The organism is Spirosoma pulveris (genome assembly GCF_054781875.1).
This window is the reverse complement of the sequence record NZ_BAAGTO010000001.1, coordinates 1,251,347-1,274,505: the sequence shown is the minus strand read 5'-3', so window position 1 is coordinate 1,274,505 and position 23,159 is coordinate 1,251,347. Positions and strand designations below refer to the sequence as shown.

17 protein-coding genes are annotated in these 23,159 nt (G+C 53.5%); 2 read left to right on the top strand and 15 right to left on the bottom strand.

From position 1 onward, the window contains the following. Window positions 1–61 precede the first annotated feature (61 nt). The 12 genes from ACYVJM_RS05205 to ACYVJM_RS05150 all read right to left on the bottom strand — a co-directional run bounded on the left by ACYVJM_RS05205 (window position 62) and on the right by ACYVJM_RS05150 (window position 14,421). Window positions 62–760, bottom strand: coding sequence for an L-ribulose-5-phosphate 4-epimerase (locus tag ACYVJM_RS05205; RefSeq protein ID WP_461147135.1), 699 nt, complete (start codon window positions 758–760; stop codon window positions 62–64). Window positions 761–860: 100 nt separating this feature from the next. Then, window positions 861–2,402, bottom strand: a complete 1,542-nt coding sequence (locus ACYVJM_RS05200) for an alpha-N-arabinofuranosidase (RefSeq protein WP_461147134.1) — start codon at window positions 2,400–2,402, stop codon at window positions 861–863. Between the two features lie 5 nt (window positions 2,403–2,407). After that, window positions 2,408–3,898, bottom strand: coding sequence for an L-arabinose isomerase (araA, locus tag ACYVJM_RS05195; protein WP_461147133.1), 1,491 nt, complete (start codon window positions 3,896–3,898; stop codon window positions 2,408–2,410). A 117-nt stretch (window positions 3,899–4,015) separates the two neighbouring features. Further along, window positions 4,016–5,650, bottom strand: a complete 1,635-nt coding sequence (locus tag ACYVJM_RS05190) for a ribulokinase (protein ID WP_461147132.1) — start codon at window positions 5,648–5,650, stop codon at window positions 4,016–4,018. 198 nt (window positions 5,651–5,848) lie between these two features. Continuing rightward, on the bottom strand, window positions 5,849–6,550 hold the full coding sequence (locus ACYVJM_RS05185) for an NUDIX hydrolase (protein ID WP_461147131.1): 702 nt from the start codon (window positions 6,548–6,550) through the stop codon (window positions 5,849–5,851). Between the two features lie 177 nt (window positions 6,551–6,727). Then, window positions 6,728–7,717 (bottom strand): alpha/beta hydrolase fold domain-containing protein, encoded by a 990-nt coding sequence (locus ACYVJM_RS05180; protein ID WP_461147130.1) that lies wholly within the window; start codon window positions 7,715–7,717, stop codon window positions 6,728–6,730. A 78-nt stretch (window positions 7,718–7,795) separates the two neighbouring features. After that, a complete protein-coding gene (locus ACYVJM_RS05175; RefSeq protein WP_461147129.1) occupies window positions 7,796–8,551 on the bottom strand; it encodes a rhamnogalacturonan acetylesterase in 756 nt (251 codons plus the stop codon). Between the two features lie 61 nt (window positions 8,552–8,612). Next, window positions 8,613–9,614: a class 1 fructose-bisphosphatase gene (gene fbp, locus ACYVJM_RS05170; protein WP_461147128.1), complete on the bottom strand. Its 1,002-nt coding sequence runs from the start codon at window positions 9,612–9,614 to the stop codon at window positions 8,613–8,615. A gap of 117 nt (window positions 9,615–9,731) precedes the next feature. After that, window positions 9,732–11,051 (bottom strand): MFS transporter, encoded by a 1,320-nt coding sequence (locus ACYVJM_RS05165; protein WP_461147127.1) that lies wholly within the window; start codon window positions 11,049–11,051, stop codon window positions 9,732–9,734. Next, window positions 11,048–11,716 (bottom strand): beta/alpha barrel domain-containing protein, encoded by a 669-nt coding sequence (locus ACYVJM_RS05160; RefSeq protein WP_461147126.1) that lies wholly within the window; start codon window positions 11,714–11,716, stop codon window positions 11,048–11,050. The genes ACYVJM_RS05165 and ACYVJM_RS05160 overlap by 4 nt, the downstream gene beginning before the upstream one ends. Before the next feature lie 6 nt (window positions 11,717–11,722). Then, window positions 11,723–12,751, bottom strand: coding sequence for a sugar kinase (locus tag ACYVJM_RS05155; RefSeq protein ID WP_461147125.1), 1,029 nt, complete (start codon window positions 12,749–12,751; stop codon window positions 11,723–11,725). A gap of 128 nt (window positions 12,752–12,879) precedes the next feature. Beyond that, the gene (locus tag ACYVJM_RS05150; RefSeq protein ID WP_461147124.1) at window positions 12,880–14,421 is read right to left on the bottom strand and encodes a tagaturonate reductase; all 1,542 of its coding nucleotides are present in this window, start codon (window positions 14,419–14,421) and stop codon (window positions 12,880–12,882) included. A gap of 293 nt (window positions 14,422–14,714) precedes the next feature. Here ACYVJM_RS05150 and ACYVJM_RS05145 point away from each other — a divergent pair, with 293 nt between their 5' ends. Next, window positions 14,715–15,719: a LacI family DNA-binding transcriptional regulator gene (locus tag ACYVJM_RS05145; protein ID WP_461147123.1), complete on the top strand. Its 1,005-nt coding sequence runs from the start codon at window positions 14,715–14,717 to the stop codon at window positions 15,717–15,719. A gap of 57 nt (window positions 15,720–15,776) precedes the next feature. Here ACYVJM_RS05145 and ACYVJM_RS05140 read toward each other — a convergent pair whose 3' ends face one another. The 3 genes from ACYVJM_RS05140 to ACYVJM_RS05130 form a co-directional block, all read right to left on the bottom strand. Beyond that, window positions 15,777–18,578, bottom strand: coding sequence for a family 78 glycoside hydrolase catalytic domain (locus ACYVJM_RS05140; RefSeq protein WP_461147122.1), 2,802 nt, complete (start codon window positions 18,576–18,578; stop codon window positions 15,777–15,779). A 101-nt stretch (window positions 18,579–18,679) separates the two neighbouring features. Beyond that, the gene (locus ACYVJM_RS05135) at window positions 18,680–20,149 is read right to left on the bottom strand and encodes a sulfatase family protein (protein WP_461147121.1); all 1,470 of its coding nucleotides are present in this window, start codon (window positions 20,147–20,149) and stop codon (window positions 18,680–18,682) included. Window positions 20,150–20,172: 23 nt separating this feature from the next. Then, window positions 20,173–21,588 (bottom strand): sulfatase family protein, encoded by a 1,416-nt coding sequence (locus tag ACYVJM_RS05130; protein ID WP_461147120.1) that lies wholly within the window; start codon window positions 21,586–21,588, stop codon window positions 20,173–20,175. A gap of 522 nt (window positions 21,589–22,110) precedes the next feature. Between ACYVJM_RS05130 and ACYVJM_RS05125 the strand changes: the two genes are divergently transcribed. Next, the gene (locus ACYVJM_RS05125) at window positions 22,111–23,154 is read left to right on the top strand and encodes an N-acetylmuramoyl-L-alanine amidase family protein (protein WP_461147119.1); all 1,044 of its coding nucleotides are present in this window, start codon (window positions 22,111–22,113) and stop codon (window positions 23,152–23,154) included. The last annotated feature ends 5 nt before the right edge of the window (window positions 23,155–23,159 follow it).

Genomic DNA, 23,159 nt, shown 5'->3' with positions numbered 1-23,159 from the left:
TCGCCTTCACGTGAACTCAATTTGAAAAGAATGACGGGGCCTATTCATACCCTACACGGGGTTAGCAGCCCTGGCCGTAGTAGGCGTTTTTGCCGTGTTTGCGCTCGTAATGTTTCAACCGGAGCGTGTCTTTGATACGGGGGGTATTGGGGTTTATCTGTAAGGTTAGATAGGCCATTCGGGCTAGTTCTTCCAGTACAGCGGAGTTGTAAACCGCTTTCTCCGCCGATTTGCCCCAGGTGAACGGCCCGTGATTTTGCAGGAGAACCATTTCCATTTCGGTATTGACCAGCCCCTTTTCGGCGAAGCAGTTGAAGATCTGGTGACCCGTTTCATGTTCGTAATCGCCCTGGATCATTTCGTCGGTCAAGGCTGGGGCACAGGGAATATCCTGGTGGGTATGGTCGGCGTGCGTGGTTCCGAAGATCGGAATATCCATACCCGCCTGCGCCCAGGCCACGGCATGCGTGCTGTGCGTATGAGCAATACCACCAATGGTATTCCATGTTTTATAGAGCAGCGCGTGGGTTTTTGTGTCCGACGATGGACGCAGCTGCCCGTCAACTACACGACCATCATAATCACAAATCACGATGTCGTCAGCTGTCAAGGTGTCGTAAGGCACCCCGCTGGGCTTTATGGCAAACACGGCCCGCTCCCGGTCAACCGCGCTAACGTTCCCGAACGTAAACAGCACCAGCCCAAGTTTGGGAAGCTGCATATTGGCCTCGTAACATTCTTCTTTTAGGGATGTATACATGGTTAAAGAGCGAAAGAGTGAAAGGGCGAAAGAGTGAAAAAGTGAAAGAAGATGGCAAATTTTTGCTCATTCACTCTTTCGCCTTTCACTCTTTCACTTACTATAGTTCCAGCACCACCACCGATACCGGGGGCAACGTTACTGTAAGGTTGTCGTTGCTGATTTTTGCCCCGTTAAAAGCGACCGGCTTTATTTTGGTTAAATTCTCGAACGTATTATGGTCGCGTACGTTGGCCGAGGTCAGGATACGGCCTGTAAGCCCGGATGCCTTGATGCCGTTTAGGTCGACCGAAATTTCCTGTGCCTTCGTTGGGTCGATGTTGACGAGCGAGATGTGAACCTTTCCCGCTTTATCACGAGAGGCCGACACCGACACGGCGGGCAGCTTATCTTTCCCAAACGCGAAATCCTCCGACTTAACACTCACCGGCAGCAGCGTGGCATCCTGGTGGACGTTATACATTTCCAGCACGTGATACGTTGGAGTCAGCAGAATTTTGTCCCCTTTGGTCAGAATGACTGCCTGTAATACGTTGATGGCCTGCGCCAGATTGGCCATACGCACACGTTCCGCATGTTTGTGGAAAATGTTGAGCGTAGACCCGGCCAGTACGGCATCGCGCATGGTGTTTTGCTGATACAGGAATCCCGGATTGGTGCCTGGCTCTACGTTGTACCAGCCGCCCCACTCATCGACAATGAGGGCTACCTTCTTCTCCGGATCGTACTTGTCCATCACGGCCGAATGCTTCTCGATCAACTCGTCCATCAACAGGGCCTGCTGCATCGTTTTGAAATACTCCTCGTCCGTAAACTGCGTCGCCGAACTTTTCTTGCCTTCGCCCCACGACAGCACCGAGTAATGGTGCATAGCCAATCCTTCCATCATAGTGGATGGGATGTTTTTCATCAGCGTTTCGGTCCAGGTGTAATCATTATCACTGGCTCCCGATGCAATCCGGAAAATCTTGCCATCGCCCACCTTGTTGTTCATGAAGGTGCTGTACTGGCGATACAGGTTGGCGTAATAATCCGGTTTCATGTTGCCGCCACAACCCCAGGCTTCGTTGGCTACACCCCAGTACTTCACGTTCCAGGGAGCCTGACGACCGTTCTGCTGGCGTAAGTTCGCCATGGGGCTGTTCTTCTCGAAATTGACGTACTGGACCCAGTCCGACAGTTCCTGCACGGTGCCACTGCCCACGTTCCCGGCCAGATAGGGCTCGGTGCCCAGCAGTTCGCACATATTCAGGAAATCGTGGGTTCCGAAGCTGTTGTCTTCCGTAACACCGCCCCACCAGGTGTTCACGATTTTAGGGCGTTTGGCTTTCGGGCCGATGCCGTCTTTCCAATGGTAAGTATCCGCAAAGCAGCCACCCGGCCAGCGCAGATTCGGGATTTTCAGCTTCTTCAGCGCGCTGACAACGTCCAGCCGAACCCCATTTTTATTGGGAATTTTGGTGTTGTTGTCGCCAACATAAAAGCCGTCATAGATACTTCTGCCCAGGTGCTCGGCGAAGTGTCCATAAATATGTTTGCTAATGACCGTTTTACCGTCTCCGGCGTTGATGGCCACTTTAGTCTGCGCCGAGGCCAGGAGGGTCAGGCAGGCAAAGGAAAGAGTAAGGATTTGTTTTTTCATGCGCTTTATTTATAATACACTTCGCTCCAACGAAGCTCGTTTTTCAACTGCCGGAGGTTGGTGTTGCGATCAATGACAACCAGCTCAACGCCGAAGATGTCGGCGAAATCTTCAATATGATCCGTGGTCAGGTTCTGGCTGTACACGGTATGGTGCGCTCCTCCCGCCAGAATCCAGGCGGCACAACCCGTTTGCATGTCGGGCATGGGTTTCCAGATGGCCCGCGCAACGGGGAGCTTGGGCAGCGCTTCCGGTACGTCAATAGCCTCGACTTCATTGACCAGAATCCGGAAACGGTTGCCCATGTCAATCAGCGACACGTTGAGGGCCGGACCGGCGGGCGCATTGAACACCAGCCGAACCGGGTCGGCTTTGCCGCCAATGCCCAGCGGATGGATCTCGCAGGTTGGTTTATCAGCGGCAATGGACGGGCAGATTTCGAGCATGTGTGAACCCAGCACCAGCGGGTTCGACGGATCGAAATGGTAGGTGTAATCTTCCATGAACGAGTTGCCGCCTGCCAGGCCGGAGGCCATCACTTTCATGGTACGCACCATGGCTGCCGTTTTCCAGTCGCCTTCGCCCGCAAAGCCATAGCCATCGGCCATCAGTCGCTGGGCGGCAATACCCGGCAGCTGGGCCATGCCATGCAGGTCTTCGAAGGTATCCGTAAAGGCGGTGAAGTTGCCGTCTTTCAGAAAGGCCCGCAGGCCCAGCTCAATTTTAGCGGCATCCCGAAGCGAGCTGTGCTGAGCGCCCCCGCGCAGCAGCGAGTCCATGAGCGTGTAGCTGTCCGCGTATTCGGTTACCAGCTGGTCAATCTCTGCATCGGATATCTGGTTGATAACGGATACCAGATCGCCGATGCCATGCGAATTAACGGACATGCCGAAGGTGATCTCAGCTGCTACTTTATCGCCGTCGGTTACGGCTACCTGCCGCATGTTATCGCCGAAGCGTACAACTTTCATCGTTTTCAGCTCGTAAGCCGCTACCGAAACCCGGCTCCAGTCGGCAATTTTGGCCAGAACGTCTTCCTGCTCCCAATAGCCAACAACGATTTTACGATTCAGCCGCATTCTCGACATAATAAACCCGAATTCCCGATCGCCGTGAGCCGACTGGTTGAGGTTCATGAAGTCCATGTCGATGGAACTCCAGGGAATATCGCGGTTAAACTGGGTATGCAGATGGAGCAGGGGCTTTTTCAGCACCGATAATCCCCGAATCCACATTTTAGCAGGCGAAAACGTGTGCATCCAGGTAATGATGCCCACACAGTTGGGGGCTACGTTGGCCTCCTGACAAATGGCATAAATTTCATCCGGCGTTTTAACGACCGGCTTGTATACCACCCGCACCGGAATGGTTGGCGACTGGTTGAACGACTGGGCAATAACCTGCGAATGTTCGGCTACCTGACGAAGGGTTTCTTCGCCGTATAAATGCTGGCTTCCCGTGACGAACCAGACTTCAAATTGTTTCAGATCGAGCATTATGTTCTTATCTTTTGTAGAACGGAGTGGTACTCCGTTCCGCCGTCAGGCTACCTATTTAGCTACTAATTAGCCGCTTGCACGGCTGAACGGAGTACCACTCCGTTCTACAAAAATTCACTTATTCTCTACAAATTCACCTAGTTTCAGATACTTCTGATACAGCACATCGTAGGTAGCAACCTGTTCGGGGCGCGGGTGGTATTCAGCGTCGAAACCCGAACCCATGGCTTTCTGGGCGGCTTCCATAGTTGGGTGAACACCAGCCGCAACGGATGCGCACATGGCCGCACCCAAAGCGCAGGCCTGGTCGGCGCTGGCTACCTGAATGGGCTTGTTCAGGACATCGGCGAGGGTTTGCATCACAAAAGGTGACTTTTTGGCGACCCCGCCAATGGCAATCACCTTCTTAATGGGAACACCTTCTTCGATGAACCGCTCCACGATGCTCCGCGATCCGAACGCGGTTGCTTCAACCAGTGCTTTGAAAACGAGCGGGGCATCCGTACCCAGATTTAACCCCGAAATAGCGGCTTTAAGCGTGTGGTTGGCGTCGGGCGTCCGGCGTCCGTTGATCCAGTCGAGGGCTACAATGTCGTTTTCCGTAACGGGCAGTTTAGCGGCCTGTGTCGACAGATGGGGAATCAACTGCTTCGACAGGGCGTCGGCAGCTTCGTTGCCCAGCAGGTCGCGGACAGGACCGGTGATCAGACGGGAAAACCAGGCATATACATCGCCAAAGGCCGATTGACCTGCTTCCAGGCCAAGCATCCCCGGCGCGACGGACCCATCCACCTGCCCGCAGATGCCACGGATCAGCCGGTGGCCAATCTCTTCGTTCGGGGCCATCAGAATGTCGCAGGTCGATGTGCCAATGATCCGGACGAAAGCGTACGGCTCAATCTCGGCCCCAATGGCTCCCATATGCGCATCGAAGGCGCCAACCCCAACAACAACATTCGTTGACAGGCCTAATTTGCCCGCCCATTCTGCCGACAGATTACCCATGGGCAGATCGGAAGTGAACGTATCGCTGAACAGACGCTCGCGCATGTCGCCCAGCAATGGATCGAGTTTCGTCAGGAATTCGGTGGAGGGTAAGCCGTCGAACTCGCTATGCCAGAGTGCTTTGTGGCCAGCTGCACAGCGCGACCGACGCAGGGTTAGCGGGTTGGTGTTCCCGGTAAGGACCGCCGACATCCAGTCGCAGTGTTCAATCCAGGAGAAGGCGTGTTCCCGAACGGCTTCATCGACGCGCAGGGTACGGAGCATCTTGGCCCAGAACCACTCGGAAGAGTAAATGCCGCCTACATACTTCGTGTAATCGGTATCCCAATGATGGGCCAGGTTGTTGATCTCTTCCGCTTCTGAATTGGCCGTATGGTCTTTCCACAAGATAAACATCCCGTTGGGGTTTTCGGCAAAATCGGGTCGCAGGGCGAGGGGTAACCCCGTTTCGTCGACCGGACCGGGTGTAGAACCCGTAGTGTCGATCGAGATGCCCACAACCCCATTTCGAACCGCTTCCGACACACCGGCCAGTGCACCGGTTATGGTTGCTTCCAGTCCTTCGAGGTAATCGAGCGGGTGCTGCCGGAACTGCGACGTGGCAGGATTGCAATAAAGACCCTGTTTCCAGCGAGCGTATTCATGAACGTGGGTACCGGCAGTTTCGCCGGTTTGGGCATTGACAACCAGCGCCCTGACCGAGTCAGTACCGAAGTCGACGCCAATAACATAAGAATTCGTCATAATAGAAGTTTATCGAACTGCCGAAGGAATAAATCGGTGGGCAGCTCCTTCATGAGAAAGGCTATTTTAGGAATAGTGTATGTTTGACACAATACTACTACAATATTAGCTAATTTCATGAGGGAACATGCTATTTTTCTAAAGCTATTGAGATGGGTTATTTACAAATAGGACAAAGTGACAAAGGATGGTAGTCTACTAAGCCAGGGTTAACTCCGGGAAAAAGCTAACGTAATCTGTGAGATACTGCTGGTATTTTTCAACGTTTAACCGATAGAGTTGCCCCTTCTTGGTCACGGAGGTTGTATCTTTTTCTCCCGTTCCAATCAGCAGGTCGGTGGACAGGATCTTGCGACTGAAGTTCCGACGGTCGAGTTGCTTGGTGTAAATGGCTTCGTAAACGCGTTGAAGTTGGGGAATCGTGAATTTCTCCGGCATAAGTTCAAAGCCAATAGCGTGCAGAGCCGCTTTGTACCGGAGCCGGTTGAGCGCCTGTTCGACCATGGCGTTGTGGTCGAAAATAAGGGTTGGCTTCTCATTCAGGCCAATCCAGTAGGCATTGTGAGCCCGGATCGCATTCACGTCCTGATCCTGAATGTTGACCAGCGCATAATAAACGACCGAGATCGTTCGCTCGACGGGGTCACGGTTTACAGCCCCAAATGTCTGCAACTGCTCCAGATACGTGTTCGTAAGCCCTGTCAGATCGTACAGAATGCGCTGGGCGGCTGCTTCGAGGTCTTCCTCTTCTTTCAAAAAACCACCCATTAATGACCACTTACCCCGCTCCGGATCAAAGTTTCGTTTGATGAGCAGGAGCTTGAGTTCTTCGCCATCATAGCCGAAAATAATACAGTCTAACGCAACAAGTATTCTATTGGGATGTGTGTAATGAATCATCAGGTTGTAGCAGGGAGATAGAACGTGGCACTGACGTTCCTGTAAGAAAAGCAGTTAAAGCCCCTTAACAGCTATAAATATGGTTTTTTTAGAAACCTACTTATCACTTTTTTAGAATCTATTTGTCGGAGAAGGCGATCATTCCTGAGGTTGGGGCCGTAGATGCACGAACCTAATCTAGTTTTTGAACACTTTATCGAGGAAGCCGATTGTGTACGTCATGGTTGGCTCAAACCAGGGATGAAACAGCCAGAATGGGTGAGGAGCATCGGCAAACGTATGTTCTTCAGAGTAGATACCCCGGCTGTCCAGTTCCTTCCGCAGGTCGTCCCGTCCGGCATGCATGCGTTCTGCCGAGCTGTTGAGAAACAGAATCGGTACGGTTTGCTGACGGGCATACGTCAGTGCCGACGCTTCATGCCACAAATCAATCGTCTGGGCTTTGGGGCCGCCAAACCAGTACGTAGCGGCCGAGATGGATTTACTGTCGTTTCCTTCCGCTGATTCGGGATGGTCGAAAGCCAGCACGCCATCTACATCGACTACCGCCTGTACTGTACTCGAATGCCCATCCGCGCAGCCGCTGCCCTCCAGCGCCAATACGCCATTAGTGGCACCCAGCAGGGCTGCCAGCTGTCCACCTGCCGAACACCCCAGCACGGCCAGTCGGGTGGTGTCGATGGTGTACTCCCTGGCATGAGCATGCAGCCACCGGATAGCCGCTTTCAGGTCATGAACGGCCGCCGGATAAAGCGCTTCTGTCGATAGCCGGTACTCGGCTGTTACGGCCACGTAGCCATGGGCTGCCAGGTACTGCGCCATTGGCACCTGCTGCGAACGGTCGCCGGAACGCCAGCCGCCACCGTGAATCAGCAGCACTGCCGGACGCCGTTTATTACGGGCGGTTTGAGCCGGATAAAAAGCGTCGAGGTGCAGCGAGCGTCCGTTTCGCTGGCAATAGGCAATGTTCTGGGCCGCTTTGACACCCGGCGGCAGTAGCGGCTTTACGATCTGAATAGCCGGGTATTGCCCTTTTAATTTCTGATGGGTGCTCCAAACGGCAAACGACGTGTCCCGAACACCCGTCAGGCCGTTGACTGGCTGAGCGAGTAGGGGAGTCGCCCATAGTAAGTGGGTCAGGAAAAAGAAAAGGACGGCTTTTGTCATAGAGACTAATTTTTTGAGCATAACCGGCGATCCGGCCACGCTGCTAAAACAACAAGGTTGATGCTGATAAGCCAAAGGCTACTTAGCCTGAGGTTTCACAATTCGATTTGCCAGATCGAGTTGCAGGGATTTGATGTTTGCCAGCACCAATTCCGCCATTTTTCGGGCGCCGAGTTCATTAAAATGGGTATTGTCTTCCTTGCCATCGGGGTAATTGGGGTGTTCTCCCGGTGCCAGCTGAAGAAACAGCAATCGCGATGTTTCGGGGCCAAAGGCCTGTAATAGGTCCATGCTCTGTTTGCTCATGTCGATCAGTGGCGTCCCGGCACTACGGGCAACGGAGCGGGTGAGTTCGGCATAGACGGTGTGCGTATCCTCAATCTTTCCGGCGGGGTCGAACTGCCGACGGGCAACGGGTGTCAGCAGCACAGGAGTCGCTTTTTTTGCCCGGCTTTCGCTAATGAACCGATTCAGATTCTTCTGAAATTCATCTTCCGTCGTATAACTCTTCTTACTTTTTACCTCGTCATTATGGCCGAACTGAATGAACACAAAATCACCTTCTTTCAGGTTATCAACTACCGACTGCCATCGGTTCTCCTCAATGAAGGTGCGGGTGCTGCGGCCGTTCTGCGCCCGGTTGTCTACCGTAACGCTTTCATCGAAAAAATTGGCAAACGGCATGCCCCAGCCTGTTTCGGGATAGGCCTTCACCTGTTTGATCGACATGGTCGAGTCGCCAATCAGGTAAACGGTGATGGCAGCGGGCGGGTGCGTAAACGAACAAAGCGCCACCAGCAACAGGCAGGCAATGAGTTTGGAGGGGTGAGGCATACGAATTTCAGGTAAGACAGGCAGTAATTCCTAAAAGATTTTATTGGTTCAGGAAGTTGGACTAATCGAGATACCCCATTAAGCTTTCGACCATACGTGGCGCTCCTATGAACAAAGGGGTGCGCTGGTGCAGACTCGTGGGTTTAATATCCAGAATGGCCTGGTGTCCCGATGTGGCCAGGCAACCTGCTTTTTCGGCCAAAAACGCCAGCGGGAAAGCCTCGTAGAGCAAGCGCAGTTTACCCGTCGGCGACTTTTCGGTGGGCGGATACAGGTAAATCCCCCCTTTGAGCAGGTTGCGGTGGAAGTCGGCTACCAGCGAGCCAATGTACCGGGCGGTAAATTGTTTCTGCCGACAGATCGTCAGGTACGCCCGAATACCCGCTTCGTAGCTATCCAGATTTCCATCATTGCAGGAGTAAGTCTGCCCGTCGGCGGGACTGTGAATATCAGGGTGCGACAGGATGAACTCACCCAGCGACGCATCGTAAGTAAATCCATTGGCGCTATGCCCGGTTGTATAGACCATGATGGTCGATGAACCGTATAGAATATACCCCGCAGCCACCTGCCGGCGACCTCCCTGTAAGAAATCGGCCAGGGAAGGCTCAGTACCAACAGGAGTTATTCGTCGGTAAATAGAAAAAATCGTCCCAATCGACACGTTAACATCAATGTTCGATGACCCATCCAGCGGGTCAATCGCGACCACATATTTGCCGTTGTTGTTGCCGGTAAAAATGATATCCTCGTCTTCCTCCGAAATTATGGCGCAGGCTTCGCCCCCGTTTTTCAGGGCCCGGCTAAAGCGGATATTGGCAATCATATCGAGCTTCTGCTGGCTCTCTCCCTGCACATTCTGAACGCCCATGCCGCCCGTCAGGTCAATCAGACCCGCCCGATTTACCTCCCGGTGAATGATTTTGCCGGCCAATGCAATGTCGCGCAGTAACTGCGATAGTTCGCCGGTGGCGTAGGGGAAAGCCGTTTGCCGGTGCATGATGTACCGGTCGAGGGTAACGCCAACGGGCAATGCCAATGGGTGAGAAGCCGTGATTTCCATACTGAATACGAGTAGAGGTCTGATTGAGTATTACATTTTATGCGTAGGTTATCAATAGGCTTTTAAAAGTGTGTTGTGAGAACCCTATAAGGCCCTAGTGACCTTACAGGGTTGATGTTACGCCACCGGCTCGGTTTCGGGTCTCCCCAATTGAACGGGTTGCATTTTTGGCGCGAGCAGGTGCATGACAAGCCAGGCCAGCATATAGGCAGAGCCGCACATCAGAAAAATGATGCCGTAGCCACTCTGCACATCGCCCGCTTTTTTGTAGCTGTCCAGAATACGACCGACGATTTCGGGGAAAATAATGCCCCCTACAGACCCCGCCATACTGCCAATGCCAACGATTGAGCTAACCGCCCGCTTCGGGAACATGTCGGAAGCGGTGGTGAAAATATTAGCGCTCCACGCCTGGTGAGCCGCACCGGCCAGACCAATCAGGGCAACGGTTGTCCAGATCCCCGGCCCGAAACGGACGGCGATAACCGGAATAACCAGCAACGCAAAGATGAACATGGCCGTTTTTCGGGCTTTCCAGACGCTCCATCCCCGGCTAATCAACGCCGACGACAGGTACCCTCCGCCAATACTGCCGATACTGACCAGCGTGTAAAGTACGGCCAGATACAGGTTGGGTTTTTTGGTATCCAGGTGGAAGGTGGTGGAGAAATAGTCCTGCAACCAGAAAAGGAAAAACCACCAGATCGGGTCGGTGAGCATCTTGCCAAATACGAACGCATACGTCTGGCGAACACTCAGCAACTCACTCCAGGAAACCGGCTTGCCGTGGTCGGCAAGGTCATCGGGGGTGGTTTCGTTGTCGCTGTGGATGTAGTCGAATTCTTCTTTACTAAGTTTAGCCTGTTTGGCGGGTATTTCGTAGCTGACATACCAGAATATCAGCCAGATAAATCCCACCGCTCCGGTAACGATGAAGGCCATTTGCCAACCGTAGATGCCTAGTATCCAGGGAACCAGAATAGGGGCAACCACAGCGCCTATGTTGGCGCCGGAGTTGAAGATGCCGGTTGCCAGCGCCCGTTCTTTCTTGGGAAACCATTCGGCCACCGTTTTGATAGCCGCCGGAAAGTTACCGGCTTCGCCCAGACCAAGGCCAATGCGGGCGAAGATAAATCCCATCGTACTCGTGGCCAGGGCATGCGCCATTGCCGCGATACTCCAGAAAATAATGGCGAGCGAATAGCCGGTCTTTGTGCCAATCCGGTCAATGAACCGACCAAAAACGAGTAACCCAATGGCGTAAGCCGCCGAAAAGACCTGCACAATGCGGCTGTAATCCAGCTCCGACCAGTTGAATTCTTTTTCCAGCGTGGGTTTCAGTAAGCCCACTACCTGCCGGTCGAGGTAGTTGATGGTCGTCGCAAAGAAGAGAAGCGCGACGATGGTCCAGCGATAATTTCCCAGGGGCTTGTTCATGCAGATTTAGGCGTAAAAGTTGAAATATGCTGAACCAGACCCGCTACCCGTTCCTGCAAGGCTTCGGGCGTTAAGTTCTGACCCGAGAATAATTGTGAGCCAATGCCTACCGCCGTTACACCCGCCTGAAACCAGGCCGTCAGACTGTCGGTTGTGGGTTCAACGCCACCCGTTACCATGAGCTTGAGCCCTGGCATTGGCCCTTTGATGGCCTTGATGAAGCCCGGACCCACTACGTTACCGGGGAAGACTTTCACCAGACTGGCACCCAGCAGCGTAGCCTGATACAGTTCGTTCAGTGTCGAACCCGCCGGAACCCAGGATACACCCCGTTCGTGACAAACATCGCCCACGGAGGCCGTCGTAACGGGCTGCACCACAAAATCGGCCCCGGCATCCAGAAAAAGTTCGGTGTCGGCGGGGGTCAGGATGGTACCGATACCCATGGCCATATCGGGGCAGTTGACCCGGACGTATTTCACCAGATCGGTAAATACGGGCAGCGCCATGGCCCCCCGGTTGGTAAACTCAAATACCCGAAGGCCACCATTGTAGCAAGCCTGAACGATAGACTGCGCATGGGCACTGTCGGGATGATAAAAAACGGGTACAATCGGGTGATTGCTCACCAGGTCAAGAATTTTTTCGGGCGTAAATGCAGACATAAGAGGTTAGGATAAGGCTGTTATTGGAAAATAGCGGTTTGTAATGTCGGGAATAGTCTGGTTGGTGGCATCGCCCAACTCCTGCAGTTTACCAAAAGCAGCAGCAGCGGCAAAATTGACCACCTCCTGCGGGGAATGCTGGTTGTAGAGGCCATAAATCAACCCGGCCATGAAGCAGTCGCCACTGCCCACCCGGTCAACGACAGAGTCGGTCAGTAACTCGGGCGACACGTACTGTTGTCCCTCAGTGAACAGGGTTGTGTAGTACCGAAGGCCCGTTGGGGGCGTATCGAACCGAAATGTATTGGCAATGACTTTGACCCGGGGAAACCGCTTCTGAATGGCTTCCGACGTGGCTTGAGCATGGGCCAGGTAATCGGATGGCTGCCCTTTGGCATGAATGTGTTCATCGACGGGAATCCCCAGCAGCGCATTGGCCGCCCAGATATTACCCATCACCACATCACAATACTCAACCAGACCCGGCATAATGTCGGTGGGCGAAAGACCGTATTGCCAGAGTCGCGCCCGGTGATTGAGGTCAATCGAAATGGTGATGCCTTTGGCCGAGGCCACCGCCATCAGTTCCCGGCAGGCATCGGCCACTTCAGCACTTAGAGCGGGGCTTATTGCACTAACGTGCAGCCACTCGGTATCCTGTAAAACAGTGTTCCAGTCTACCTTGCCGGGGGCCAGTTCAGAAAACGCCGAATGGGCCCGGTCGTAGATGACGCCCGCGTTTTTAAGGTCGGTGCCCTGCGGCAGGTAATACGTGCCTACCCGCTGACCAAATCGGACAATGCCCGATGATTCGATGCCTTTCGCATCGATGTGGCGTATGATATCGTCGGCCAGGGAGTTCTGTGGAAGCACCGTGCTATATTTAACGGGAATGCCCCATTTGGCCAGGGCCGTGGCCACATTCAATTCGGCCCCCCCCACAAAAACGGGCATCGACGTTTGTCGAATCCATTCACCATTGGCAATGGGTGAAAACCGTAATAATAATTCGCCGAAGCAGCAGATTTTGGTCATAAAGTAAGAAGTATCGGTCAACCGAACCTGGTAAGCTTATAGGGGAAAGAGCATTTTTCGGGCGTTCTATACCCAAAATAATCCCTAAAAACCGCCAGAGCGTAGTCTGTTGTACGATTTTGTGTTGCCTAAAGATAGACGGATAGACTCTGGTTTTCGGTCAGCGTAGCCCTTACGCCCTGATCGAGTAACTGCGTCAGGTACGTGTCGACGGTCTCGGCAAAACCGGGTAATGCGTGTAGATCGGCTCCCCAAAGCGACGTGTTTTGCAGAACGGTATCGACAAGCTCCGAGGGCGGCAACCGAGCCCATACGTCGGCAAAGTAAGCGGCCTGCGCATCGTTGATCGGGTACAGCTCTCCATCATGTTCACCCTGCCAGACGCCGTCCTTTTGCGTCGTTCCCCGCATAAACAGCAGGTAAGCCGCGAAACCCAGCGCGATGTATTGAGGGACTGCCGGTTGAGGCTGCGCATATAGATGAAGCAGCACTGGAATGATCCGCATTTTCATCTTGGCCGAATACTGCATGGTGATCGCCATCCAGCGGTGTTCGATGAACGGGTTACGGAACCGGTCGAGAACCTGCAATCCAAAGTGACGGGCGGCATCCTCATCAACGGCGTAGGGAATCCCCGGAACCACATCGGTCAGCATTACCCGGCTGATGAATGTCGACAGCCGGTCATTCTCCATCCCCTCCCGAACGGTAGTGAAGCCGCCCAGAAACGCCAGCCCGCAACTCAGGGTGTGGGTGCCGTTGAGCAGTCGTAGTTTCAGTTCCCGAAACAGGCCGATATCAGGGCGTATGTAAACAGACGGATCGGCCCGGTGAAAGGACAGCACGTTTTTTACATGCTCTTCATCGGAGTTGGCCGGTACTTCAATGGCCCATAAACGATACACTTCCGAAACCGTCAGCAGCTCGTCCTCGTAACCCAACTCATCGGAAAGCGACTGATACGTAGCTGGGTCCGGACGGCCCGGAACGATCCGGTCAACCAGCGAGTTGCAGCAGGGGTTTGCCGTTTCCAGCCAGTCGATGAATGCCGATTCGAGTGCATTTTGCTGCGCCAGTTCCCGCAATATAGACCGCAGTAGCGTTCCGTTATCGGGGATAAGCTCGGTTGGAATTATGATTAATCCTTTATTCGGGTCGCCGGAAAAGGCTTTGTAACGGGCGTATAAAACGGCCAGGAGCTTACCGGGAAATGACTCCGGTGGCGACTGTCGGATGTCGTCCCGGATCAGCTGAATCCCCACTTCAGTCGTATTGGAAATGACGATTTGTAGATCAGGGCTGGCTGCCAGCGTCAAAATCTCGTTCCATTGCTGTTTGGCCGATAAGACGCGGCTTATGGACGAACAGATTATATTTTCTTCGACGGTCTCACCTGCTTCGATGCCTCGAATGCAGAGCGTATACAGATTATCCTGCCGGGCGAAGGCGGTCATATCGCCCCCGTCTGTCGATTTCACCACGGCAATGCGCCCGTTGAAGATACCCTGCCGATTCGCTTTATCAATCAGGTAGTCGGGCAAGCCACGCAGTAAAACGCCCGTTCCAAACTGTAATACCCGCTCGGGCAGTTGCTGGCTATTCGTTGGAGGAAGGTTACTGGCCGGGCTGAACGGGCTCGTAGATAAGGACGCGATCGATAAGGAATGCATAGGTTTTAAGGGAGTAATTTAAGCGCCGGAAATGATTGGAAATTATCTTTTTCGTGGAAAAATCCGGGAATGGATATGCCCCTGATTCAGGACAGGCCTACTAAGAGTAAGCAGGCTATTCATTAAATAGAAGAATTAGTCCATATTTATTCACGCAAACGTTATCGGGAACGTTACCATTTTTTGGCAGGATATTGTAAGATCAGGTTATGGGTAGCAAATAGACGAGGTAGCCTTATTGAAGCACGCCTTCCACTCACTTTCCGGTTTTTGGATTTTATTAATATCTTCACTTGGACACGATAACGATAAAAGATATTGCCCGCGCTTTAAATCTCTCGACCTCAACCGTTTCGAGGGCACTGCGGGATAGCTACGAAATCAATCCCGAAACAAAACGGCTGGTTACCGAATACGCGGAGCGGCTCAACTATCGGCCCAATCCCATTGCTCTGAGTTTAAAGGAAAACCGTAGCCGGGTTATTGCTGTCATCGTCCCGCAGATTGCCAATAATTTCTTTTCTCAGGTAATCAACGGCATCGAGGCAATTGCTTATAACCGGGGGTACCACGTCATTATTTTCCAGAGTCACGAATCGTATGAGCGGGAATTGCTAACGGTACAGCAGGCGGTGGCCCGCAAAGCCGATGGCTTGCTTATTTCGCTTTCCAGCGGCACGCTCGATGTGACCTACCTGCGGGAGTTGCAGGATAAAAAATTACCCATTGTGCTCTTCGACCGGGTCTCGGCTCAACTGGATAGCCCGAGTGTGTCGGCAGATAACTTTGCCGGGGCGTTTGCCGCAACCGAGCATTTGATCAACAGCGGTCGACGGCGCATTGCCCACCTCACCATGCCTTCCCACATTTCGGTTACGCAGGAACGGCTGGCCGGTTATCGGGCGGCACTGGAACAGTACGGGCTGGCATACGATGAGAATCTGGTTCGCTACGGCTGGTTTGGACAGGATGAAGTAGAACCGCTGGTCGATGAACTGTTGATGTACACTCCCGATGCGTTTTTTGCGGCTGGCGACCGACTGACACTGGGCTGCCTGGGGGCCTTAAAAAAACGGAACATTAGCATCCCCGACGATGTGTCACTGATCGGTTTTACGAACAGTACGGTTGCTGATCTGCTGGCTCCAGCGCTAACTACCGTTGAGCAACCGGCTCTTGATATTGGTCAGGTGGCCGCCGAGCAGTTGATCAACCTGATCGAAGGGAAACAGAAGGTCCCACAACCCAACTCAATCAAAATCCCAACCCAGCTGGTGGTGCGGGCTTCGTCGAAGTAAAAAAGTACCCGACAGCAAGCGGAGTGGCCAAAGCTATGCTGTCGGGTACAATCCACCTTAGTTTACCGCGCTGAACTGGTAGGCTCCGGAACCAATCGTTACCTGAAGGTACCCGTCTTTGCTGCCATTGGGTTGGATGTCAGGGCTTGTTTTCAGGGGTTTATTGCTTTCTAAGACGCTGTTTGGATTGGTAGTCGGGATAAAAACCGTGGCGGTGGTGTTTACCGGGACTACCACTTGCAACTGGATTCGATTCCCTTCTTTTTTCCAGGACGATACAATTGTCCCGTTGATGGATTGGTAGGTAGCTTTCACAAAGTTTATGCCTTGCGGAGCAATCTCGGGCTTTATGGTGAATGTCCGGTAACCCGCTTCTGCTGTTTTTATCCCGGCGGCATTCCCGAACAGCCACTCGTTCACCGATCCGAAGGCGTAATGGTTGAAGGAGTTCATACCCGCATTGTTCTCGAAGCCTTTTCCTTTGATGTAGCTATTCCAGCGCTCCCAAATGGTATTGGCTCCGTTTACCACTTCAAAACCCCACGACGGGTACTCCGTGCTCAGCAAAAGTTTGTAAGCTTCGTTGGTGTGCCCCGTCATTGACAGTGACGGCAACAGCGGTTTCACGCCCAGAAATCCGGTCGAGAGTTTGTTGTTATTCGCTTTAACCAGTTCGGCCAGCCAGTTTCCGGCTTTAGAGGTCAAATCGGGGCCGATCATGTTCATGTAAATGGCATTGGCGTAGGCGGTTTGCGTGTGCCCTTCGAAACCCATCTCACCATCCACATAGCCTTCGCCATTTCCGTAAGCAGCACTGTTTGTTTTAAAACGGCCCTCCGAATCGGCGTAATGCGCCAGAAACGCCTGTTTGATCTTCCTGAACACCCCTTCGTAATATGCCGACTCCTCCGACTTGCCAATAGCCCTGGCCATGTCGGCCATCATGGAGGCTGCGTAGCCGAAGTATAGGGTTGCCAGCATGTCGGGGGGTGTTTTTTTGCCGACTGAAAGCCAGTCACCAAACCCACCTTTGGGCGAAACTTCGGCGAAAGAACCTTCTTTGTAGACGAAGGTGCCCTTGCTTTTGGCTTCCATAAACTGAAGGTATGCCACCATATTCGGCCAGAATTTTTCAATCACGCGGGTGTCGCCGTAGGTTTTGTAGATTGTGTACGGGCAGATGATTCCGGCCTCCGACCAGCCCGGCGAGTAGGTATCCGTTTTGCGGACATTGGGCGCGGGGGCGTAGATCGGGTAGGCATTATCGGCGCGTTGGGCATCGTTGAGGTCAACCAGCCATTTGGTGAAAAACGCAGAAATGTCGTTGTTATACGTGGCCGATTGAACGTAAGCCTGGGCATCGCCGGTCCAGCCCAGCCGCTCGTCCCGCTGCGGACAATCGGTAGGCACTTCAAAATAGTTTGAACGCTGTGTCCAGACAATGTTTTGGTATAGTTTGTTTATGAGTTGGTTATCCGTTTCGAACCCGCCCGCTTCGGGGGTTGCGGAGGTTAGAACGACTCCGGTAATGGCGTCTGTTGTAGGTGCCGTTCGGAAACCGGAGACGTCGACATATTGAAAGCCGTGGTAGGTGAATTTCGGGGTCCATGTTTCGCCCTGCGGATCTCCCCGGAGTATATACGTGTCCATGGCGCGGGCTTTGCGCAGGTTCTCGGTCATGATGTCGCCGTTGGGAAACAGCACTTCGCCGAATCGTAGGCGAATGGTATCGCCCTTGTTGCCTTTTACCCGCAGCCGCACCATACCGGCAAAATTCTGACCCAAGTCGAATAGGTAATGTCCGCCCGATTTCGGTGTAACCGTTTTGGCTTTCAACTCCTGAAACACCCGAATCGGGTTTCCCGGATACGCTTCAATCTGCCGGTCGGCTTTATCCGGGAAAATGGTGCTGCTCTTCCAGCCTGCGTCGTTGAAACCCGGTTTGCTCCAGTTGACAAAGGCCAGATTGGCGTTGTAGGTTTCGCCGTTCAGGATATCGGCTTCCAGAATGGGGCCTTGGCTTGTCTTCCAGCTTTGATCGGTGACAATCGTTTCGGTTTTGCCGTTAGTGTATTCGACTTCCAACTGAGCTTTCAGCAGGGGGACGTCACCGTAGAAGTTCTTCACAACCGGGTTCCCGACGAGTAGGGCATAGCCGAGATAGCCTGCGTACCAACCATCGGCAACGATGGCCCCCAGTACATTTTTGCCGGTCTTTACATCGGCGGTCACGTCGTAGGTCTGGTAGTAAACCCGTTTGTTGTAATCGGTCCAGCCGGGAGTGAAATAGTCGTTGCCGATGCGTTTGCCGTTGATCTGACACTCGTATAACCCCAGCGACGTGACATACAGCCGGGCTTTTTTGACCGGGGCGGTTAGTTGAACGTCTTTCCTGAAAAAAGGTGCGGGCGGCAGGTGGTAGGTTTTCCCTTTGCCTAATGCGGTCAGGTCGTTCCCGATCCAGTCGGCTGTCCAGTCGGCTTTGGTGAGCAGGCCCATTTCCCAAGTCGAAACGGCACTCCAGGGGCCGGGTTGGCCGTTTTTGTTCCAGCTTCGTACTTTCCAGTAACAGACTGTTCGGGCGGTCAGTGACTTCCCGGCATATTCCACCTGATTTGTGGCATTGCCCATTACTTTGGCGGAATTCCATAAATCCGCTTTTCCGGCATTTAGTAACGCCACCGACGATGCGACCAGTATCTGATAAGCCGATTGAACCTGCCCCCGTCCGGTAGCCGTCAGTTCCCAGCTTAAGCGGGGTTTGTCGACGTCGACGACCGGGTTTTGTTTGTACTCTGTCCGTAAATGAACGGGTGTGAGGTGAGCGGAAATTGCCTCCGATGACGTGACTAAAACCATTATGATAGAGGTTATTAACCAGACGGTTAACGCAATAAGCCGGGCGAAATTCATAGAGTGAATGGGTATATGGACACTATAAGTAGCAGATAGGCTATGACCTACTTATAATACGGATTGCCCAGTGAGTCGATGTAGGCCCAGGGGTAATTCCATTTGTCCATGTACACGTTTCCGGCCTGGAAGGTGTCGTTGGCCGCCCGGAGCTTTTGCGTCAGAATGCCCTCAAGTCGTTTTCGGGTCTCCGCCATGCGGGGCTCATTGGCCAGATTTTTGAGCTGGAACGGGTCCTGCTGGTTATCGTACAGCAGCCATGGCCCTTTGAGATCACGTACATAGGTGTAGCGCACCGTACGAACGCCCCGGTATTCGCGACCTCCCCGCCCGTAATTCCATTGGTGGAACGGTACGATACAGGCAATCATGGCAGCATCGTCTGGCTTGGGGGCACGAGGCTGGCGAATCAGGCTGGCGACGTTCTGCCCCTGTACACTGGCTGGAATGGTCTGGCCACTCAGCGACAAGACGGTAGGCATCACATCCGTAAGCGTGATGGGTACATCCAGAGTACGCCCTTTTCGGCTCAGGCCCGCCGGGTATTTGAGCAGAAACGGTATCCGGATGGACTCGTCCCAGGGCTTTTGTTTGTTGATCTGGTCGTGCGAATACAGCATGTCGCCGTGGTCGGAGGTGAACACGAAAATGGTATTTTCGTCCAGATTAGCCCCTTTTAGTGCGGCCTGTAACCGGCCAATGCAATCGTCGAGGGCGTTGATGTGGGCGTAGTAGCCTTTCAACGCCCGGTTAGCTTCCATCGTGTCTTTAACGGGAACATTGGGACGCAGAGACAACGTTTTGCTGGCGTACCGCTGGCGGTATTCTTTCGGGGCCGTCTGGTAGGGGTCGTGCGGTGGTCCCCAGGCCAGCACTAGCAGAAACGGCTCTTTGCGTGCCCGGGTCATAAATGAAATGGCCGAATCGGTCTGGCTGATGGCATCGTATTGCTGCCAGACAAATCGTTTGTTTACTTCATTGTAATAGGGCGAGTTGTTATAGTCGTGGGTGCATTCCAGCCCCCGCCAGTACTCGAAACCCTGCCGGCGGTCGGCCGGAATCGGTGCCAGCCGACCAGCCGCAAAATCTTTGGCTAAACCGCCGTTAATGTGCCATTTGCCAATGAAGCCGGTTTTGTAACCGTTCTGCTGGCACACTTCGGCCAGGGTGACGGCTTCGTTGCGCAGGGGGCGGTCGTTGTAAAATACCCCGTGGGTGGTGGCGTGTTGTCCGGTCAACAGGCTGGCCCGGCTAGGGGAGCAAACCGGTACTTCGGCTACGCATAAGCGGGCGTTGACGGATTCCCTGGCCAGTTTATCCAGATTGGGCGTTCTCACCTCCCGATTGCCCGCGTAGCCAAGATCCTGTGCCCGCCATTGGTCGGCCATAACGATCACGATATTGGGCTTGCGCGCTACGGCCTTACTGCGTTCGTGTCGGGTGGGTGCAGGCGATGGCTTCCAGGCAAGCAGACCGGTTAACAGCGCACCGGCTACGCAGAGGGTAACAGAATCCATAGTTGATGGTCGGGTTTGATGACTTAACGGGCGGCTGCCTTGAGCCGGTCGAAAATGGGTAACAGCGATTTTTTTAATGCCTTTCCCTGTGGCTCAACCGCCAGATTGCGGAGTTCCAGCGGGTCGGTTCTCAGGTTATACACTTCCTCGTAGCTATCCGTCGGTTGGCGGAGGTTGAAATAGTGGACGTACTTTCTGTCGGCACTCAGAACGCCTTCCGTTTGTGGAATAAATACGGCTGGAGAATTGAACATGTGCTCGAAAAAGAACTCCGTTCGCCAGGGCGTTTTGAGCGGTGCGCCGTCGCGATTGTCCATGAGTTGTGTAAGGCTGCGGCCCTGCATCCGGCCCGGCACCGGGATACCCGCCAGCGTGAGCAGGGTAGGAGCAAAATCAATATTTAGGGTGTAGCGGTCGGTGGTGCGCCCTTGCCGCTCCGGTCGGCGGGGGTCGTAGATTATGAGCGGCACCCGAATCGATAACTCGTGGCCGTACCATTTATCGGCGAATCCATATTCGCCCTCATAAAATCCGTTGTCGCTCGTGTATACGATGATGGTGTTATCCGACAGCCCCCGTTCCCGTAGGGTTCGGCGGAGGTTACCCACCACGTCGTCAATGCCCGTAATCAGCCGGTTATACGATTTGGTGGTCTGCTGAAACATGGAATCCGTAGCAAAACGTCGGCTCCAGCGGATGCGGGACTCGTTCTGATCGTTGTGTCGGAACCAGTCCGGAAACTGCCGGTAATATTTGTCGTCGGCTGCTGCGGGCTGTTTCAGTGTCTGGTCGCGGTAGAGATTGGCGAATCGCTCGGCGTAGGGAAATTCGGGGTTGGCCCCATCCTGTGCGTGGGGTGCTTTAAAGCTCACCGACAGGCAGAACGGCTTCCCCGATGGGTTATCCCGAACGAACTCGTCCATTTGCTGACCCATCAGATCGGTCAGGTGAATTGGTTTCCCCTGTGCATCCTTTGCCGCATAGTTTCCTTGCCCGTCAAAACCCCGCCAGTAGTCGTAAGCGTCAACGGGCATTATATTGCCCACGCCATACTTGCCAATGAAACCCGTTCGATACCCCGCTTTGCGGAGCAGCACCGGGTACGTCTGCGCCAGTGCAGAATCGGTAAAAGGCGTAACAAAATCCACAATCCCGTGCCGACGGGCGTATTGCCCGCTGAGGATACTGGCCCGGCTGATGCAGCAGATGGGCGTAGTCACATACGAGCGCCGGAAGTAGAACCCGTCCCGCGCCAGCCGGTCGAGGTTGGGTGTCTGGATCGTCTTGTTCCCGGCAACACCCAGGGCGTCCCATCGCTGGTCATCGGCCAGCAGGAAAATGATATTGGGAGCCGAGGGTGGCCGCGACGCCGGACTGATCGGCTGACGAAGGCCGAGCGTCACGGCCAGGACGATAACGAGGAGCAGGAATCGTTTCAAGACTATTGAAAAAGGGTTAGAAATGAGGTTATTGACTTGAAGGTAGTAAAGCTTAGGGTACTCAAATGTTCTTTTCTCCGTCGACGTGCTGTGTGGTCAGTTTCTCAAAACCGACCGGCAAGGTTTCTCAAATCCTCAAGCGGATAGCTGGTAGCCTGACAAGGCAGGTTTTAAGAAACCGACAGCACGGCGCGTACCAGATTGCCGGTTTCAGCGGGTTTACGGGATGTTTTCGATTGGACTTGAACGCTGTTGTCTACATCCCCTGAACCAAATTGACATTTTTTTAGAAATTTATGAATCTCTTGAAGATGCAGTATGCCTGTAAGTAATATTTCTCAGCCTGATGACTTAAAACAGGCAGCGAATTAGAACTTTGTGTACTTGCGGACGCCAGGCTGTCGTTTTGGGGACGTTGAACGAAATTCCTGCGTCATTGTGACATTGATTGGCCGGTCTCGTCCGAATAGTAGCCTTATTGTGAAAGAGTTGTCCCGATTACTCAATTGTTAATTTAGTCTATTGCATCTAATAGCCCTATTTATCGTTTACCTGACACTCTCAGGAACTACATCTCCGGCAACCATTCTTAGCTCGTCTTATCGTGTGCGGGGTATCAGCCACAATCAGCAAGCGGGTCAGAAAAAGAAGAAGGTGAGAAAACCGACCCGGCAAACGAAGAGGGTACGGAAAATCAGTACCAACAAGCGCCTTCAGGTTCGTCCGAAATCCAGGAAAGCTACCCAATCCAAGCGATTGCCCAAACGCATTCGCCCGGTTGCGCCGGTCAGGAAAAGAAAGCCAGCCATTAAAAAAGTAGCCTTGCCCGTGAGCCGACGGCTCGCTATCATGGGCAGCCGGTACGCGACCATTCCGACGTTGGATGGCCAGCTTGGCGGAACGGTCTATTACCTGGCCTCCGGGCATGGCGGCCCCGATCCGGGAGCCATTGGCCGCTACGGTAAACAGCGGCTTCCCGAAGATGAGTACGCGTATGACGTAACCCTGCGGCTCGCCCGGCTGCTTATTCAGCACGGCGCAACGGTGTACATGATCGTGCAGGATCGAAATGATGGGATTCGGGATGCGGCCGTGTTACCCATTGATTACGATGAAGTGGCCTACCCAAATCAGGCCATACCCTTAAATCAAACCAGTCGACTACGGCAGACAACTACGGCAGTGAATGCAGAATATGCCCGCCATAAAGGCCAATACCAGCGGTTCATCACCATTCACGTCGATAGCCGGAGTAAAGGTGAAACGACCGATGTGTTTTTCTACCACCACCCGCAGAGTAAAGTTGGGTTGCGCCTGGCACGCCATATTCATAAAACGTTTCTGGCTAACTACCGGCGCCATCGCCCCGCCCGCCCCTACATGGGCCGGGTGAGCAGCCGGGGGAGCTTATACGTCGTGAAGAACAGCCATCCACCCACGGTTTTTATTGAACTGGGTAATATCCAGAACGCACTGGACCAGCGCCGGTTTTTGCAGGCACAGAACCGGCAGGCCCTGGCTAACTGGATGTGCCAGGGGATTCTAACGGATTATAAGGTGAGGTAGTCGGT